The sequence below is a fragment of the Amycolatopsis sp. NPDC089917 genome, from assembly GCF_040684635.1.
Classification (GTDB): Bacteria; Actinomycetota; Actinomycetes; order Mycobacteriales; family Pseudonocardiaceae; genus Amycolatopsis.
The window spans coordinates 105,254-121,985 of the sequence record NZ_JBFBGL010000010.1 but is presented as its reverse complement, the minus strand read 5'-3'; the positions used below and the strand labels follow the sequence as shown (position 1 = coordinate 121,985).

The 16,732-nt window shown below is 69.9% G+C and carries 15 protein-coding genes; 3 read left to right on the top strand and 12 right to left on the bottom strand.

Annotation, left to right across the window (positions count from 1 at the left end):
• From AB0N89_RS10380 to AB0N89_RS10355, 6 genes are all read right to left on the bottom strand, one after another.
• Positions 1-579, bottom strand: coding sequence for a TetR/AcrR family transcriptional regulator (locus AB0N89_RS10380; protein ID WP_364202700.1), 579 nt, complete (start codon positions 577-579; stop codon positions 1-3).
• A complete protein-coding gene (locus AB0N89_RS10375) occupies positions 576-2,471 on the bottom strand; it encodes a YhgE/Pip domain-containing protein (RefSeq protein ID WP_364202697.1) in 1,896 nt (631 codons plus the stop codon). Before AB0N89_RS10375 ends, AB0N89_RS10380 begins: the two co-directional genes overlap by 4 nt.
• Positions 2,468-3,175, bottom strand: coding sequence for an ABC transporter ATP-binding protein (locus tag AB0N89_RS10370; RefSeq protein ID WP_364202694.1), 708 nt, complete (start codon positions 3,173-3,175; stop codon positions 2,468-2,470). Before AB0N89_RS10370 ends, AB0N89_RS10375 begins: the two co-directional genes overlap by 4 nt.
• Before the next feature lie 156 nt (positions 3,176-3,331).
• The gene (locus tag AB0N89_RS10365) at positions 3,332-4,261 is read right to left on the bottom strand and encodes a GNAT family N-acetyltransferase (protein WP_364202691.1); all 930 of its coding nucleotides are present in this window, start codon (positions 4,259-4,261) and stop codon (positions 3,332-3,334) included.
• Positions 4,262-4,293: 32 nt separating this feature from the next.
• Positions 4,294-5,196 carry a GNAT family N-acetyltransferase gene (locus AB0N89_RS10360; protein ID WP_364202688.1) on the bottom strand — a complete coding sequence of 301 codons (903 nt, stop codon included), beginning with the start codon at positions 5,194-5,196 and terminating at the stop codon, positions 4,294-4,296.
• A complete protein-coding gene (locus tag AB0N89_RS10355) occupies positions 5,193-6,044 on the bottom strand; it encodes a class I SAM-dependent methyltransferase (protein ID WP_364202685.1) in 852 nt (283 codons plus the stop codon). Before AB0N89_RS10355 ends, AB0N89_RS10360 begins: the two co-directional genes overlap by 4 nt.
• 305 nt (positions 6,045-6,349) lie before the next feature.
• On the opposite strand from AB0N89_RS10355, the gene rpsA reads away from it, so the two are divergent.
• Positions 6,350-7,849 (top strand): 30S ribosomal protein S1, encoded by a 1,500-nt coding sequence (gene rpsA / locus AB0N89_RS10350; RefSeq protein WP_005159322.1) that lies wholly within the window; start codon positions 6,350-6,352, stop codon positions 7,847-7,849.
• Positions 7,850-8,005: 156 nt separating this feature from the next.
• Here the strand turns inward: rpsA and AB0N89_RS10345 are convergent, their stop codons facing one another.
• Positions 8,006-8,230, bottom strand: coding sequence for a hypothetical protein (locus AB0N89_RS10345; RefSeq protein WP_364202682.1), 225 nt, complete (start codon positions 8,228-8,230; stop codon positions 8,006-8,008).
• A 197-nt stretch (positions 8,231-8,427) separates the two neighbouring features.
• Between AB0N89_RS10345 and coaE the strand changes: the two genes are divergently transcribed.
• Entirely contained in the window at positions 8,428-9,612 is a 1,185-nt protein-coding gene (coaE, locus tag AB0N89_RS10340) for a dephospho-CoA kinase (RefSeq protein WP_364202679.1), read from the top strand.
• Between the two features lie 3 nt (positions 9,613-9,615).
• On the opposite strand, the gene AB0N89_RS10335 is transcribed toward coaE, so the two are convergent.
• From AB0N89_RS10335 to AB0N89_RS10315, 5 genes are all read right to left on the bottom strand, one after another.
• Entirely contained in the window at positions 9,616-10,242 is a 627-nt protein-coding gene (locus AB0N89_RS10335) for a response regulator transcription factor (RefSeq protein WP_364202676.1), read from the bottom strand.
• Positions 10,239-11,507, bottom strand: coding sequence for a sensor histidine kinase (locus AB0N89_RS10330; RefSeq protein WP_364202673.1), 1,269 nt, complete (start codon positions 11,505-11,507; stop codon positions 10,239-10,241). Before AB0N89_RS10330 ends, AB0N89_RS10335 begins: the two co-directional genes overlap by 4 nt.
• Positions 11,504-13,024: a glycosyltransferase family 39 protein gene (locus AB0N89_RS10325; RefSeq protein WP_364202670.1), complete on the bottom strand. Its 1,521-nt coding sequence runs from the start codon at positions 13,022-13,024 to the stop codon at positions 11,504-11,506. Before AB0N89_RS10325 ends, AB0N89_RS10330 begins: the two co-directional genes overlap by 4 nt.
• A gap of 89 nt (positions 13,025-13,113) precedes the next feature.
• The gene (locus AB0N89_RS10320; RefSeq protein ID WP_364202667.1) at positions 13,114-14,646 is read right to left on the bottom strand and encodes a glycosyltransferase family 39 protein; all 1,533 of its coding nucleotides are present in this window, start codon (positions 14,644-14,646) and stop codon (positions 13,114-13,116) included.
• A gap of 140 nt (positions 14,647-14,786) precedes the next feature.
• On the bottom strand, positions 14,787-15,302 hold the full coding sequence (locus AB0N89_RS10315; protein ID WP_364202664.1) for a DUF402 domain-containing protein: 516 nt from the start codon (positions 15,300-15,302) through the stop codon (positions 14,787-14,789).
• A gap of 142 nt (positions 15,303-15,444) precedes the next feature.
• On the opposite strand from AB0N89_RS10315, the gene AB0N89_RS10310 reads away from it, so the two are divergent.
• Positions 15,445-16,710, top strand: coding sequence for a DUF5685 family protein (locus tag AB0N89_RS10310; protein ID WP_364202661.1), 1,266 nt, complete (start codon positions 15,445-15,447; stop codon positions 16,708-16,710).
• Positions 16,711-16,732: the final 22 nt, after the last annotated feature.

Here is a 16,732-nt window from a genome sequence, read left to right as displayed (position 1 = left end):
TCAGCGCCCGAGTCCCCGGACCAGCACCATCACCGATTCCCGGACATCGGCCCGGGTCCGTTTCGGCTGGAACACCTGCCAGTCGAGCGCGACCACCAGCATCGTGCCGAACAACCCGGCCGCGGCCGTCTGGATCTGGACGCCGTCGGGCAGCCGCCCGGCGGCGTCCAGCCGGTGGAGCTGTTCGCGCACGATCGAGATGATCTCCTCGCGCAACAACGTCAGCGTCTCGTGCCAGGTGCCCGGCGTACGCCACATTTCGCTCACCAGGATCTGCGAGAAACCGGGGTATTCGGCGATGAACTCCAGCGCGCCGTCCACCTGAGCGGAGATGACGTCCATCGGATCGCCGTCGCCGCCGGCCGCGCGCAACCGGTCCGCGAGCACGCCTACGCCGTAGCGCAGCAGCGCGTCGACAAGACCGTCCTTGCTGCCGAAGTTGTAGTAGACGGTGCCTTTGGCGACCTTCGCCTCGGCCGCGATGTCGTCGACCGTCAGCCCGACGAGGCCGCGGCTGGCGGACAGCCGCAGCGTCGCCTCGAACAACCGCTGTTTCGTCGCCTCACCCCGGGGACTCACAACGCGAGCTCGGGTTTCAGCGCGGAAACCGTCCAGGTGCGCCGTTTCCGTGCCGCCAGCGTGGAAACCAGGATCCCGCCGACCAGATACGCCACCAGGACTCCGATGTCACCGAGGATTTCCATCGAGGCGCCACTGTAGAGCAGGTGCCGGAACCCGTCGATGGCGTAACCCATCGGCAGCACGATGTGCAGCGGGTACAACGCGTCCGGGATGGTCTGCCAGGGGAATGTGCCGCCCGCGCTCACCAGCTGAAGCACCAGCAGCACCAGGCCGAGGAACTTCCCGACGGCGCCGAAGAACGAGTTGAGCGCGTGCACCACGGCGGTGAAGGTGAGCGACACCAGGACCGCGAACCCGATCGCGCCGAGCGGATGCGCGACGTCGATGCCGACCAGCCAGGTCACCGCGCCGAACAGCACGATCACCTGCGCGATCCCCAGCAGCGCCGAGGAAAGCCAGCCGCCGAGCGCGACCTTGAACGGCGACGCGCCGGCGGTCAGTGCGCGGGTCGAGAGCGGGCGCAGCAACAGGAACAGCACGAACGCGCCGATCCAGGTGGCCAGGGAGATGAAGAACGGGGCGAGGCCCGCGCCGTAGGTCCCGGCCGAGGCGACGCCGGACGAGTTGACCGCGACCGGGTCGGCGATGGTGTTGGCGGTCGCCGCGCGGGTGGGATCGTCCGGGTTCGGGATCTCCTTGAGCCCGGCGGCGAGCCCGTCACGCAGTTGCACCGCGCCGTCGGCGAGCTGGTTCGTCCCGGTGACGGCGGACTTCTCCCCGTCGTTCAGCTTCGAGGCGCCGTCACGGATCTGGGTCGACGCGTCAGCGGCCTGCGCGATGCCGCTGGTGAGCTGCGGGGTGGCCGAGGCCAGCTGGTGGGCGCCGTCGGACACCTGCCGCGCGCCGGACGCGAGCTGGACGAGCTGGGTGTTCGCGCCCTGGATCTTCGTGTTCGCCTGGTCGACCGGCGAGCGGAGGGTGTCCAGGCGGCTCAGGATCTCCTGGACCTTCGCCTCGGGGACCTCGGCGGCGCGCAGATCCTGCGCGAGCTGGGTGCGGTAGCCGTCGAGTTTGCCCTGGATGTCGCCGGACGCCGTCGCCGCGAGCGACGCCGCGTCGGAGACCTTCTGGTTCCCGTCGGCGACCTGACCGGCGCCGTCGGCGAGTTTCTGGGTCTGGGCGGGGAGCTGGGCGGTACTGGATTTCAGGGTGCCGAGCCCGGTCGCGAGCTGGGAACTCCCGGAGGCGAGCTGATTGGCGCCGTCGGCCAGTTGCTGCTGGCCCGTCTTGAGCTTGCCCGCGCCGTCCGCGAGCTGCGAAGCGCCGGTCGAGGCCTCCTGGATCTTTGCGTAGATCGTGGAGAAACCGACCAGGAACTTGTCCGCCGCCTCGCTGCCGACCTTCTCCGCGATCGTCTTGCGGACCTGTTCGGCCACCTGTTTCGCGATGGTCCCCGACAGATAGTTGTTGGCGTCGTTGGTGGTCAGCGTGATCGTCGCCTGTTGAGGCTGGAGATTGCCCGAAGACAGCAGCGCGGTGGAGAAATCGCGCGGGATGCCGATGGCGAACGAGTAGTTGTCGTTGCGGACGCCCTTGAGGGCCTCGTCCTGCGACACCTCGTGCCATTGGAAGGTGCCGGACTTGACCAGTTCGTCGGTGACCTCGCGGCCGACGTTGCGTTCCGCGCCCGCCGAGTCCTTCGCACCGGCGTCGGAGGTGAAGACGGCGGCGGGCAGCTTGTCCAGACGCGAGTACGGGTCGTAGTTCGCGTAGAGGTAGAAGGACGCGTAGAGCAGCGGCACCAGGACGAGCGCGACCATGGCGAGCTTGGGCAGGACGCCACTGCTCAGCCGGCGCAGCTCGTTGGCGGCGATCCGGACGGGGTTCATTCCTGGTCTCCTGAAGTCTTCTCGGTGTCGTCCGCCACGGTCGCTTCCAGCGTCGTCTCCGCCGGGATTTCGACGGGTGCGCAGCGCACGGGATCGGGCTGGTCGAGAGCGCCGCACAGGGCGGGCTTCTCCGGCAGGGCCGAAACCGGGGTGGTGGCGGTCAGCACGATGACGGCGAGGCCGCGCTCGGCGTACTCGCGGGCGAGTCGCGCCCAGCTGTCGACGTCGCTGGTGTGCCTGTCGGGGGTGTCGAGCACGAGGACGCCGACGCCCTTGCGGTCCGCGGCGAGCGCGGTCAGCAGCCGGGTGCGCGTCACCGCTTCGAGGTTCTCGAAGCGGGTGGTCGCGAAGGCGGCGGCGTCGTGCTCGGCCAGCCAGCTCGCGACGGCGGCCTTGTTCGCCGGGCGTTTCGCCAGTTCGAGTTCCTCCCCGACGACGACCTGCAGCGACAGCGCGCCGTCCGGTTCGCTCACGCCGGGGGAGTCGACGACGGCCACGACCTTCCGCGGGTCACCGCCCTCGACGGTCACCGTCCCGGTGGCGGGCTTCAATCTGCCCGCCAGCGCCAGCCCGAAGGCGGTGACGCCGACCCCTGGCTCGCCGTGCACTATCGCCAGCTCACCACCCGAAACGGTGAGCGAAGTAGGCGACAGCAACGTGCCGTGGGGTCCGGTCACGGACACCCTGTCGGCTTGAACCCGCACGAAGAACTCCCAGGTCGGCGACTCGTGGAACTTTTAAACTGACTGGTCAGTTCAAAAGTTAGCCTTGACCTGGGAGGCGCACAACCGTGGAGGACCCACGTCACACGTAAGAGTGACGAAACCTCCGCAAACCGGACGGCTGACCGTGCATTTCGGCTAACGCAGGGCGGAAGCCGGGTGGACCTCCCAGGACGTCCACAGTGGACGATAACCCTGCCGGTGCCAGAACACCGAGGAGAGCGGGTTGGTCGGGTTGTAGTAGAGGTAGGTGCCGTCCGCGCCGTCGGCGGCGAACTCCTTGTGCACCACGGACATCAGGGTCCGGCCGAGGCCGCTCCCGCGCAGGCCCGGCACGGTGACGACGTTGTTGACGTAACCCCAGCGGCCGTGGGGGAGCAGTTCTGCCTCGGCCGACCCCGGCGACGACGTGATCCAGGCGGCGTGCGCGAACGCGGCGACGCGGGCGTCCCGTTCGGCCAGCCACAGCAGCGGGGCGTCCTTGTCGAGGGCCCGCTCCAGCGCCGGCGCGAGCAGTTCGGCGGCGTTCGAGCGATGCCGGGTGGCGACCTGGCCGATGTAGTCGTGGGTCGACACGGCCATCGCGAGCACGTCGTCGAAGTCTTCCTGCCGGGCCCGGCGGACGGCCACACCGTCGTCGGCCTTGTCGTCGTCATGGCATCCGGTGCGCACGGCGAGCGCCGACATCGGCACCAGTCCGTGGTCGAGGAAGGCCCGGATCGCCTCGGCGTCCCGGCTCGGCCAATTCACCACGCAGGACGAATCCTCGCCGGGCGATTCGGCGTCCATCCACGTCCGCCACGCGCGCAGCAGCACGTCCATGCCCTCGGTGCCGGTGTCGCCGACGAACGGGAACAGCTGGCGCACGTCGGCGGCCGACCAGAGCAGCGGTACGTCGTCCGGACCGTGCAACTGACGCTGGACCACGCCGGTGACCTGGACGCCCGACGCGGTCGCGGCGTCCACGCGCTCGCCGACGACCGGGGGCGGGGCCGCTTCGGGCAGCAACCTGTCGATCGTCGCGAACCGTGCGCGGTGCGCGTCGAACAACGTCTTCTCGATTTCCATCCTGTCCCCAGGGTCGGCCGCGCCCGTCACCGCTACCGCAGGGCCGCGGCGGGGCTGGCCGCCCACGTCGTCCACAGAGGACGATAACCCTGCCGGTGCCAGAAGACCGGGGAAAGCGGATTGGCCGGATTGTACGAGACGAAGGTACCGCGCAGCGACGGTGAGAACAGCTCATCGTGCGCGGCGGCGGTCAGCGCGCGGCCGATCCCGCGTCCCCGGGCGGCCGCGGTGACCGCGAGCGTGCCGATGTAGCCCCACTCGCCCGGCGGCAGTCGTCCGGCGAGCGCGTCACCGGGGGCCGGCGAGCGTTTTCCGCTGGTCACCATCCCCACGGTGACGCCTTCCTCTTCGGCGATCAAGACGCGCCCACCGAACTGCAGACCGCGCCGGACCTCCTCCGCGAGCAGGGCCTCGGCCCCGGGCCGGACGACGCCGTGACCGACGAACGAGGTGTAGCGAAGTTCTTCGAAACGGAGGGCGACGATCTCCTCCAGGTCGCCGCCGGAGGACTCCCGGACGGTCACGCCGGGCACGGAATACGCCTCGCCTCCGGCGGGCGACCGGACGGCCAGCGCCAGCTGCGGCGCGAGCCCGTGGTCGAGCAGGGCCCGCGCGACGACGACGTCACGGCTGGGCCAGGTGACCGTGCACGACGAATCGGGTTCGGCGTCGGCGAGCGCGATCCGCTCGCGCCAGACGGAGAGCAGCGCGCTCATCCCCGCGCCGGCGTCGCGCGGGAGGATCGCGGAGAGGATCTGCAGATGCGCCGGGCTCCACAGCCGTTGCCAGGAGCCCGCCGGGAACCGCACGCGCGTGATCGCCCCGACCGCGCCGCCCGCCTCGACGAGGTCCCCGCGCGGAAGCGGAGGCGGTGGCGGGAGCAACGGGTCGAGCGCGGCGAACCGCGCCCGTTGTGCCCCCGCCACCGAGGTCATCCCCGCTGGGTGCAGAAGATCGCGGTGCCCGGGAAAAGCTTGCCGCGCAAAGGACTCCACTGTCCCCAGGTGCGGGAGTGGCCTTCCGGCCAGGCGGGCTCGATGAGGTCCGTCAGAGTGAAGCCGGCGTCGGCGAGCGCGCGGACGTAGTCGCCGAGAGTGCGGTGGTACTCGACGTAGGTCGCGACACCTTCTTCGTCGACCTCGACGTACGGCGTGCGATCGAAATACGGCTGGGTGACCGTGAGGCCCTGCGGCCCGGGGTCGTCGGGGAAGATCCAGCGCATCGGATGGGTCACCGAGAACACCCAGCGGGAGCCCGGGCGGAGCACCCGGTGCACCTCGGCGAACACGACGTCCACCGACGCCACGAACGGGACCGCGCCGAAGGCCGAGCACGCCGCGTCGAAGCTCGCGTCGGCGAACGGGAGCGATTCCGCGGTCGCTTGCACGAGCGGGACAGGGGTGCCCGTGCGCTCGTTGCCTTCCCGGGCGTGCCGCAGCATGCCCGCCGACAGATCGGTCGCCACCGCCTCGGCGCCGTGCGCGGCGAGCCAGCGCGAGCAGGCCGCCTGCCCCGAGCCGACTTCGAGGATCCGCTTGCCGCCGACCTCACCCAGAAGCGCGACGTCGGCCTCGCGGACGCCCTCCGGGCACCAGACGAAGTCCGCGTCGCCGAGGAAGCCTCCGTGGGTCGCTTGATAGTCGTCGGCGTCGGCGTCCCACCACGCCAGGTTCGCGGCCGTCGCCTCCGGCGCCGAGACCGCCCGGTAGGCGACCCCCGCGGTGCCGAGCCGCTCCTCGGCCTCTGCGTGCCGTTCGGGCTCCGTGACGGACTGCTGACTCAAACCGGTATCCTTTCCCCAGGTCAGGGCTGTGGGGGAGAGTTTATCCGCCCGGCGTGATCGCGGTAGGCACCCTGATTGTGCCGTGTACAGGGGGCCGCGTAGGATATCTGTTAGCGCAGTGGGTTCGCGCTACTCTTTCCCCCGGTTCGCCTCAGCGTCCGGGTCAGGGGGTCGCGCACCGTATGCGGTGCTACTCGCGGTCGTTCCCTGTGGACGTTTGCAAATGTGGTCGCCTCATGCCGGTAGAGCCCATGGTGCCCTAACTGCAAACCCACTACTTCCCATCCACCGGAGCAACCCGCCTAATGACGACCGACACCGCCACCGCCCCGACCGCCCCCGCCGGGCCCCAGCAAGTCGCTATCAACGACATCGGGTCGGAGGAAGACTTCCTCGCTGCGATCGACAAGACGATCAAGTACTTCAACGATGGAGACATCGTCGAAGGAACGATCGTCAAGGTCGATCGCGATGAGGTCTTGCTCGACATCGGCTACAAGACCGAGGGTGTCATCCCCTCGCGTGAGCTCTCCATCAAGCACGATGTCGACCCGGCTGAGGTTGTCACCGTCGGCGATGAGGTCGAAGCCCTTGTCCTCCAGAAGGAGGACAAGGAAGGCCGTCTGATCCTGTCCAAGAAGCGTGCGCAGTACGAGCGCGCCTGGGGCACGATCGAGGAGCTCAAGGAGAAGGACGAGCCCGTCAAGGGCACCGTCATCGAGGTCGTCAAGGGCGGCCTCATCCTGGACATCGGCCTCCGCGGCTTCCTGCCCGCGTCGCTGGTCGAGATGCGCCGCGTGCGCGACCTGCAGCCGTACGTCGGCCGCGAGCTCGAGGCGAAGATCATCGAGCTGGACAAGAACCGCAACAACGTGGTCCTGTCCCGCCGCGCCTACCTGGAGCAGACCCAGTCCGAGGTGCGCAGCGAGTTCCTCAACGCGCTCGCCAAGGGCCAGGTCCGCAAGGGCGTCGTGTCGTCCATCGTCAACTTCGGTGCCTTCGTGGACCTGGGTGGCGTCGACGGCCTGGTGCACGTCTCCGAGCTGTCCTGGAAGCACATCGACCACCCGTCCGAGGTCGTCGAGGTCGGCCAGGAGGTCACGGTCGAGGTTCTGGACGTCGACATGGACCGCGAGCGCGTCTCGCTGTCGCTGAAGGCGACCCAGGAAGACCCGTGGCGTCAGTTCGCCCGCACCCACGCGATCGGCCAGATCGTGCCGGGCAAGGTCACCAAGCTCGTCCCGTTCGGTGCGTTCGTGCGCGTCGAGGAGGGCATCGAGGGCCTGGTGCACATCTCCGAGCTGGCCGAGCGCCACGTGGAGATCCCGGAGCAGGTCGTCCAGGTCAACGGCGACGTGATGGTCAAGGTCATCGACATCGACCTCGAGCGTCGTCGCATCTCGCTGTCGCTGAAGCAGGCGAACGAGGGCGTCACGCCGGAGACCGAGTTCGACCCCACTCAGTACGGCATGGCCGCCGAGTACGACGCCGAGGGCAACTACATCTACCCCGAAGGCTTCGACCCGGACACCCAGGAGTGGCAGGAAGGCTTCGACAAGCAGCGTGAGGAGTGGGAGCGTCAGTACGCCGAGGCTCACACCCGCTACGAGGCTCACATGAAGCAGGTCGTCAAGGCCGCCGAGGCCGACGCGGAAGCCGCGGCCGACGCCGCGACCGGCGTCACCTCCGGCGACTCGGGCGAGCAGAGCTACACCTCCGCTCCGGCCGAGGCCAAGAGCGGTGGCACGCTGGCCAGTGACGAGCAGCTCGCGGCTCTCCGCGAGAAGCTGTCGGGCGGCGCGTGATCCAGGCGCTCAGCCAGTAGCTGACAGACAGCGGCCCCGGTCCACCTCGGACCGGGGCCGCTGTTTTTTGTCCGCGTTCAGTCCTCTGGATGCGTTCCTTGCGCGCACAAGAAACCCCGCATCCAGAGGACTAAATGCGGGGGCTGGCGAAGGGGGTCAGGAGGTGACGGGCCGGACGGCCGGCACCCAGATGCGTTCGAGGGCGGCGGCGCGGGCCTTGCGGCGAAGACCGGCGAAGCTGTGCTTGGCGGGGACCAGGAGCGCGCTCAGCCACGTGCGCCGATATTCGGCGAGGGCTTCGGCCACGGGACGATGGAGGACACAGTGCATCAGGCCCGGCGTTCCGAGCCGGTGCCTTCCGACGTGCTTGCCGTCTGCCATCTTTCCTCCGTGTGGGCTACCTTCGCCGCGCACGGTACGCAATCGGGCTCCCAAAACCGCGTAACCGACCGGCGTGTCACTCGAAATGGTTGAGTCGCGCGTCACGATGATCTTGCCTTTTGCATCCTTCTGTGCCGGATGTGCGCATTCGGTGACCCTGCGCGGTCACCCCTGATCGCGCCACTAGGCTGATCGTCATGCTGCGTGTGGGCCTGACCGGCGGGATCGGCGCCGGAAAATCGACGGTGGCGAACCGGCTTTCCGAGCACGGCGCCGTCCTCATCGACTCCGACAAGATCGCCAGGGAGGTCGTCGAGCCGGGGACACCGGGGCTCGCGGAGCTCGTCGAGGCGTTCGGGGAAGACATCCTCGCGTCCGACGGTTCGCTCGATCGCGCCGCGCTCGCCGCGAAGGCGTTCGCCGACGAAGACTCCCGCAAGCGGCTGAACTCGATCGTCCACCCGAGGGTCGGTGCCCGGACGGCCGAGTTGATGGCGGCCGCGGCGCCGGACGCGATCGTCGTCCACGACATCCCGCTGCTGGTCGAAGGCGGCCTCGCTCCGATGTACCACCTCGTCGTCATGGTCGACGCGCCGGAAGAGGTCCGGGTCCGTCGTCTGGTCGAGTCGCGGGGGATGGCCGAGGCCGACGCGCGCGCCAGGATCAAGGCACAGGCGACGACCGATCAGCGCCGCGCGGTGGCCGACGTCTGGTTCGACAACAGCGGAGCGCCCGACATCGTGCTCGCCGACGTCGACGCGTTGTGGGCGGACAGGCTGACCCCGTTCGAAGCGAACGTGCGGCTCCGCAAGCCCCGGGCGCCGATGTCGCCGAAGATCGCGGAGTACGACCCGACGTGGCCCGTGCAGGCCGAGCGGGCGCTCGCCCGGATCCGCGTGGTGGTGGGCGACAACGCGGTGCGCGTCGATCACATCGGTTCGACGTCCGTGCCGGGCTTGCCCGCCAAGGACATCCTCGACCTCCAGCTGACAGTGTCCACTTTGGACAAGGCCGACGAGCTGGCCGACGTGCTCTCCGACGCCGGTTTCCCGCGTGCCGAGGGCGAGTGGTTCGACGACGCGCACGGCGAAGAAGGCACCTGGCCGAAGCGGTTCCACTTCGGCGGCGACCCTCGCCGTCCGGTGAACCTGCATGTCCGCTCCCAGGAGACGCCGGCCTGGCGGCTCGCGCTGCTGTTCCCGGAGTGGCTGCGGCGGAACCCGGGCGAACGCGACGCCTACGCGGCGGTCAAGAACGCCATGGCCACGAAGCACGCCGGTGACGGGACCGTCGAGCGGTACACCGACGAAAAGCAGGTCTGGGTCGACGCGGCCTTCGCGCGGGCCGACGCGTGGGCGGCGTCGACCGGCTGGACCCCGTAAGCTTCAGCCGCCGAGCAGGCCCCGTTCGAAGGCCGTCGCGACGGCGGCCGCGCGGTCCTTCACCCCGAGCTTGGCGTAGGCGTGCACGAGGTGCGTCTTCACCGTGGCCTCGCTGATGAACAGCAGCTTCGCGGCCTCCTTGTTGGACGAACCGCGCGAGATCAGGGTGAGGACTTCGAGCTCCCGGCGGCTCAGTGGTTCCGGCGTGGGCGCGCGCATCCTGCCCAGGATCAGGTCGGCGACGGCGGGGGAGAGCACCGCCTCGCCGCGCGCCGTCGCCCGGACCGCGCGGAAGAGCTCCTCACGGGGCGCGTCTTTGAGCAGGTAACCGGTCGCGCCGGCTTCGATCGCCGGGATGACGTCGGTGTCGGTGTCGTAGGTCGTCAGCACGAGGATCCGCGCGGGATTGCGGAGTCGCGCCAGCTTCGAGATCGCAGCCACCCCGCCGGAGCCCGGCATCCGCAGATCCATCAGCACGACGTCGGGGCGGAGGTTCTCCGTCAGCGCGACGGCTTCGTCGCCGGACGACGCTTCTCCGAGCACCTCGAAACCCTGGTCCGCGGTGAAGATCCCGCGCAGCCCGTCACGGACGATGGGATGGTCGTCGGTGATCAGCAGCGTGATCGTCATGACCGGGCCTCCAGCGCGATCGCGGGCAGATTGGCCGAAACGGCGGTCCCGCCGCCCGGCTCCGATTCGAGGTGCACTGTGCCCGCCAGCCGGGCGACGCGGGCGCGCATCCCGGGAACGCCGAAGCCGTTGTCACCCGCCGCGCGCACGCTACCCGGCTCGAAGCCGCGGCCGTCGTCCCGGACGTCGACGGTCACTTGATCGGCCATGTAGGACAACGTGAGCCCGACGATCGTGGCGGCGGCGTGCTTCTCGACGTTGGTCAGCGCCTCCTGCGTGATCCGCAGCAGCGTCGCCTCGATCTCGGGATGCAGCGCCCGCGCGGTCCCGGTGGTGGTGAACCGGACCTCGACGCCGGTCCGCCCGCTCCACAGCCGGGAGACCTCGCCGAGCGCGTCGGGCAGGGTCGCGGTGGCCAGCGGCTGCGGGCCGAGCGCGCGCACCGAACGCCGGGCGGCGGTCAGGTTCTCCCGCGCCAGCGCCATCGCGGAGCCGACGTGGCGCTGCCACTCCGCGGGATCCTCTTTCGCCTCGTCCGCCGCCTCCAGCTGGGTGATGATCCCGGTGAAACCCTGGGCGAGCGTGTCGTGGATTTCCTGGCTCAGCCGCTGGCGCTCGTCGAGGACACCCGCTTCGCGCGCCTGGCTCAGCAGTTGCCGCTGCAGCACCACGTTCTCCTCCTGGGCGGCGGCCAGTTCGTCGAGCATGCGCTTGCGTTCCGCGTGCTGCCGCGCCATCGCCGCCGAGACGAGTCCGCCCCCACCGACCGCGGCCGTCTGCACCAGGGTGATCACGGTCCACAGCGCGGGCTGCGCGGCGAACGCCCGCAGCGGACCGCCGTTGGGCATCGTGTTGATCAGCGCGGAGACCACGAAGATCCCGGCCAGCGCCAGCGGGGCGGGCCGCAGCCGCATCGCGTCGAAGAACCCGGTGATCATGAAGATGAGGAAGATCGTGTCGTGTCCTTCGAGCACCGCGGCGATCGCGGCGAGCCCGGCGAAGGAGACCGCGACGACGACGGGATGCTCCGCCCACCGCCGCGGCAGCAGCGTGAAGGTGAGCAGGAGCCAGACAGCGGCGATCCCCACCAGTCCCAGGGTGACCGCCGTATCCCGGTCGGAGAGCAGGAGGCTGAGCACCGTGCTCAGCGCCAGCAGCGCGTACGGGAGGAACTTCTCGATCCGGCCGTTCCACGGCCGCCACGGCGAATCCCCGTCGTCGGGTGACGGCCACAGCGAGTCCTGCCACCGGATCCAGCTGGTCATACCCGGAATTCTCGCAGTCCGGGCCAGGCGGCCGCCCAGGTTTCGGTGCGGCCGGTGACGAGCCAGATCGGCATTTCGCGGCTCACGTTGCGGACGCCGAGTTCGTTGTCCACGCGGGAAACGATCCGGGCGTCGGTGAACGAACGCAGCAGCCGTGCCGGATCGGGCCCGACGAACAGCACGCTGTCCGCGGTCTCGGGCGGGTGGCCGAAGTACCAGAAGCCCCGGCTGGGGCTGTACGCGACGGGAAGTCCGTAGTCGGCGCCGTACCGGTCCAGTGCTCCGGCCTGCCAGTAGCCCGCCGTGACGAGCGTGGTGCGCGCCTGCTGTTCCGGCGGGAGCCGGTGATAGGCGTCCGCGACCGAACGGGCGAGGTCCGGCCAGCCGATCTCCTCCAGCGCGTAGGCCGGGCGCGGGACTTCCCGGCCTTCGGCGAGCCAGACCGCGGGCCACACCGGCAGCGCGTAGGGGAGGGTGTAGAGCGCGGAAAGCAGGAACACCGGCCAGGTCGGGATCCAGCGGAACCACCAGGACGGCTTCAACTGTCCGAAGTGGACCGCCGCGCCCGCCCAGAGGACGCCGAACATCCCCGCCGCGTAGTAGTAGCGGCCGTTGGACAGGATGAACAGGGCGATCACGCCGACGGCGGCCCAGCCGAGGAAACGGAACTCTCGCAGCTTCGCGGAGAACAGCAGCACGAATAGTCCATAAAGGACGCCGACGACGCCGATGCCCAGCCCGGCCCCGGTCAGCAGGGCCGGCAGGAACCCGGCACGGCCGCTCCAGCCGCCGGTGGTCTCGTGCGCGATCACGTCGCCCATCTCCAGCTGCGGCCAGCCGTTCGCGGCCTGCCACCAGAGCGTGGGCACCAGCGAGAGCGCGGCGATGCCCGCGCCGATCCAGAGTTTGGGCCTGCGCAGGAGGTCCCGGGGGCCGAAGACGAGGATCGCGACCCCGGTGGCGACCCAGAACGTCGCGACGAGGAGCTTGACGTTCAGCGCGACGGCGGTGGCGACCCCCAGCCACAGCAACAGGTTGTCGTCCCGCGTCCGCAGCCACCGCACGAGCAGCCACGCGATGAGTGTCCACAGGGTCGGGTCGATCGTCGACGTGGCCAGGTAGTGTCCGCTGCCGAGGAACTGCCCGCAGATCGCGTACGCGGCGGCGGCGCGGGTCTGCGCCCGGCGGTCCCCGCCCATCTCGTAGGCGACGAGCCCGGTGAACACGACGCCGGCGGCCGTCGCGAGGACGGCGGGGAGGCGGAACACGAAGACGTTGCCCGGCGCGAGCGAATCCATCGCCAGCGCCAGGAACGGGAGTACCGGTGGCTGGTCGGCGTACCCCCAGGCCAGCCGTTTCCCGGCGGAGAGGAAGTACAGTTCGTCGCCGAAGTAGCCGTACCGCCACGCCGTCGCCAGCAGTGCCGCCGCGGCCGCGGCGGCGAGCAGCGCCACCGGGAGCCGGGCGAACGCCACACCGGACGCGGTCGGTGTTTCGGCCGCGCTGGCGGCTTCCATCCATGCCTCGCAGATCCCTCGGGTGCCGGTCCTCTCGCACCTTACGTGCCACCGGCGTGGCGCGTCGGTCATGGGAGGACCGGTGAGGCTCAGAAGCCCCAGTCCGTCAGTTCCGGCCATACCGTGTCCCAGCTCCCGGTCCGGCCGGTGGCCAGCCAGATCTTCATGCCCTGACTCACATTCGTGATCCCGGCCCGGTTGTCCAGCGCGCCGATCTCGCGCACTTGCGTGAAGTGCGGCACAAGCACCGACGGGTCGTTCCCGACGAACAGGATGTCCCGTGCCGATTCCGGCGGCCTCGGCAACGTCACGTAACCGCGGTTGGGGCTCGACGGTGACGGGAGGCCCAGGTCCGGTCCATAGTGGTCGATGGCACCGGCCTGCCAGTATTTCGCCGTGACGACGCCGGTGTGGGCCGGATCCGGGACGGCGCGGTACGCCTGCGCCACCGATTCGGTGATCTCCCGCCAGCCGATCTCCTCGGTGGCGAAGATGGGCCGGGCCCAGGTCGGCGTGCTCGCCAGCGCCGAGTGCGGGAGGATCGGCAGCGTCTGCGGGATCGCGATCACCGCGGCGACGACGTACACCGGCCAGGCGGCGATCCAGCGCCAGTACTTCGACGCCTGACCCGCTTCGATCTCCACCGCGGCGGCGGCGAACAGCGGGGCGAACATCCCCGCCGCGTAGTAGTACCGCCCGTTCGCCAGCAGGAACACGGCGAGCACGCCGAGCGCGGTCCACCCCAGGAACCGGTACGGCCGCAGGCGTTCGGAGCGCAGCAGCCGCCACAGGCCATAGCAGAGCAGGATCATCCCGACCGGGATCCCCGCGCTCATCACCAACGTCGGGACGAACGTGGCCCGCCCGCCCCAGGTTTCCGAGATCTCCCGGGAGATCGCCGCGCCCATGGTCAGTTGAGGCCAGCCGTTCGCCGCCTGCCAGACCAGCGTGGGCGCGACCATCGCCGCGGCGATCAGCGCGCCGAACCAGAGCGCCGGACGGCGGACGAGGTCGCGGGGACCGAACGCCATCGCGGCGACCAGCGCCACGACCCAGAACGCTCCGATGAGGAACTTCGTGTTCAGCGCGAAGCCGGTCACCACCCCGCTCCAGAGCAGGAGCCCGTCCGCGCGGGTCCGCATCCACCGGACGAGCAGCCAGATCAGCAGCGTCCACAGGAACGGGTCGAGGGTGCTCGTCGCCAGGTAATGCCCGCCGCCGAGCATCTGGATCGACACCGCGAACGTCGCCGCCGCGATCCCCTGCGCCCGGCGGCCACCACCCAGTTCCCTGGCGATCAACGCGGTCAGCACGACCCCGGCGACCGTCGCCAGCATCGACGGGATCCGCAGGACGAACGGCGAATCGGCGCCGAACGCGTCCATCAGGCGTGCCAGGAGCGGCACCACCGGCGGCTGGTCGGCATACCCCCAGTCCGGATGCCGGCCAGCCGCCAGGAAGTACAGTTCGTCGCCGAAATAGCCGTAGCGGCCCGCCGTCGCCGCCAAGACGGCCCCCATCGCCCCGGCGATCGCCAGGACCGGTGCCCGGGCGAACGGCGCGACCTCCGCGCGTTCTCGTTCGCCGATCCGTTCTCGGAGTCCTTCGGTCTCGACGACCATGGATTCCGCCCCCCTCTCGATCGGTTTTCGCTCGTGATCGAGAGTCCCGTGAGGCCGCCTCTTCCGGTATCCGTCGCTCGGACAGGAACCGTTCGTCCAAGAGATAGGGCCGCATCAACCGATCGGATGATGCGGACGGTTCAATGTCGCCTCCAGTCGAGTGCGACGTCCTTTGTGGACAGCCAGCCGTCGAGATCGTGGCCATGGGTGGCCAGCCCGTCGACGGTCGTGTGACTGACGCCGAGCGCGCGTTCGCCGTCGGCGAGGGAGATCAGCCCGGACGTGACCGCGGCGAGGAGTTCGTCGGTGTCGATCACCCGGACGGATTTCTTGTCCCGCAGGACCAGGTCGAGATAGAGGTCGGTGACGACCCAGACGCCGCCTTCACGGCGGATGTCGACGACGTCGAGGTAGAAGTCCTGATCGCGCTCATGGCCGGGGTTGAACCAGAAGTCGGTGATCCGCAGGCCGAGATCCGGCAGCAGCCAGGACTCGAGGTAGTGGAACTGTTTCCGACCCGGGGCCGGCCGCGCCATGTAGAGACCGAAGGGCTCTTCGCGGTATTCCTCGACGTCCCTCACGACGCCCTTGGGGTCCGTGTTGGTCTTCTCGGCCGGGTCGAAGTACTCGACCTTGGGTGGGTGCAGCGCGGTCATGCGCCCATCTTGGAAGGCCGCGGCGTCCGCGAACACCGCCCAACCGGGTGGACGATCACGGTTTCGCCGTTCCGGCGAAGCAAGGGTGTCCGGCCGGATAAGGTGCGCTGGTTCCGCCGGAGGGGTGAGTGGGAGTCAGCGTATGTTCGGGATCATCAGGCCGTGCCGTCACCGGCTTTCCGCCGGATTGCACGCGGATTGGCTCGCTCATCTCTGCGGTCTTTGCCTGTCGTTGCGCGACGAACACGGACATCTCGCCCGAATGGTGACGAACTATGACGGGCTGATCATCTCGGCGCTCGTCGAAGCCCAGTCCCCGCGTGCGGAGGGACGGCGCGACGCAGGGCCGTGTCCGCTTCGGGCGATGAAGGGAACCTCGGTCGCGAAGGGCGGTGGCGCCCAGCTAGCGGCGGCGGTCTCTCTGGTGCTCGCGTCGGCGAAGATCACTGACCACGTCGAGGACCGCGACGGCGCCTTCGCGCGGCGTTCCGTCTCTCTCGCCGCGAAGCGGGTCGCGACGCGCTGGGCGGACCAGGGGAGCCGCACGGGCAGCCGGATCGGGTTCGACACGGCGGTCCTGACCGAGGCCGTCGACCGGCAGGGCGAGATCGAACGCGCCGTCCGCCTGGGTGACTCGGCCGTGCTGGCCACCGAACCCGCCGAGCTCGCGACGTCGGCCGCGTTCGCGTACACCGCCACGCTGGCGGGCCGCCCGGAGAACGCCGCGCCGCTGGCCGAGGCCGGACGCCTGTTCGGCCGGGCCGCGCATCTGCTCGACGCCGTCGAGGACCTCGCCGAGGACGAAGCAGCCGGCGCGTGGAACCCGCTGACGGCCACCGGCACCGGTCTCGCCGAGGCGCGACGGTTGTGTGACGACGCCGTGCTCGGCGTCGAGCTCGCCCTTCGCGAGGTGAGGTTCGAGCAGCCCAAGCTCGTCCACGCGCTGCTGGTGCACGAGCTGCGTCAGGCGGTGCGACGCTCGTTCGGACACGGGCTCATCGGGCACGGCCACGGTCCGCAGCAGCCACCGCCGGGCTGGATCGGGCCCGGGCCGCGGCCACAAGGACATCCCCACCAGCCACCCCAGCAGTACCCGCCGCCTCCGCCGCCGGGCGCTCCCGGTGGCGGAGGGCCGCCCGAGGAACCGCCGAAGAAGGGCAAACACGGCGGTGGCGGCCCGGTCGACGGTCAGGGCGGTGGCTGCTGGACGCCGAAGTTCCGGGTGCCCGCCCAGCCGAGAGGATTCTTCTTCGGCTGCGCCGCGGCCACCTACATGTGCTGCTCGTGCCAGTTCTGCTGCCGCGACCCGTTCCCCGGGCCGTGGAGCGGGAAGCCGCACGAGGCCTGGTGCAACCACTGTGACGGTTGCGATTGCTGTGACTGCTGTTCCTGTTGTGACTGTTCGTAGGGCGTGGACCAGGCGATCCGGA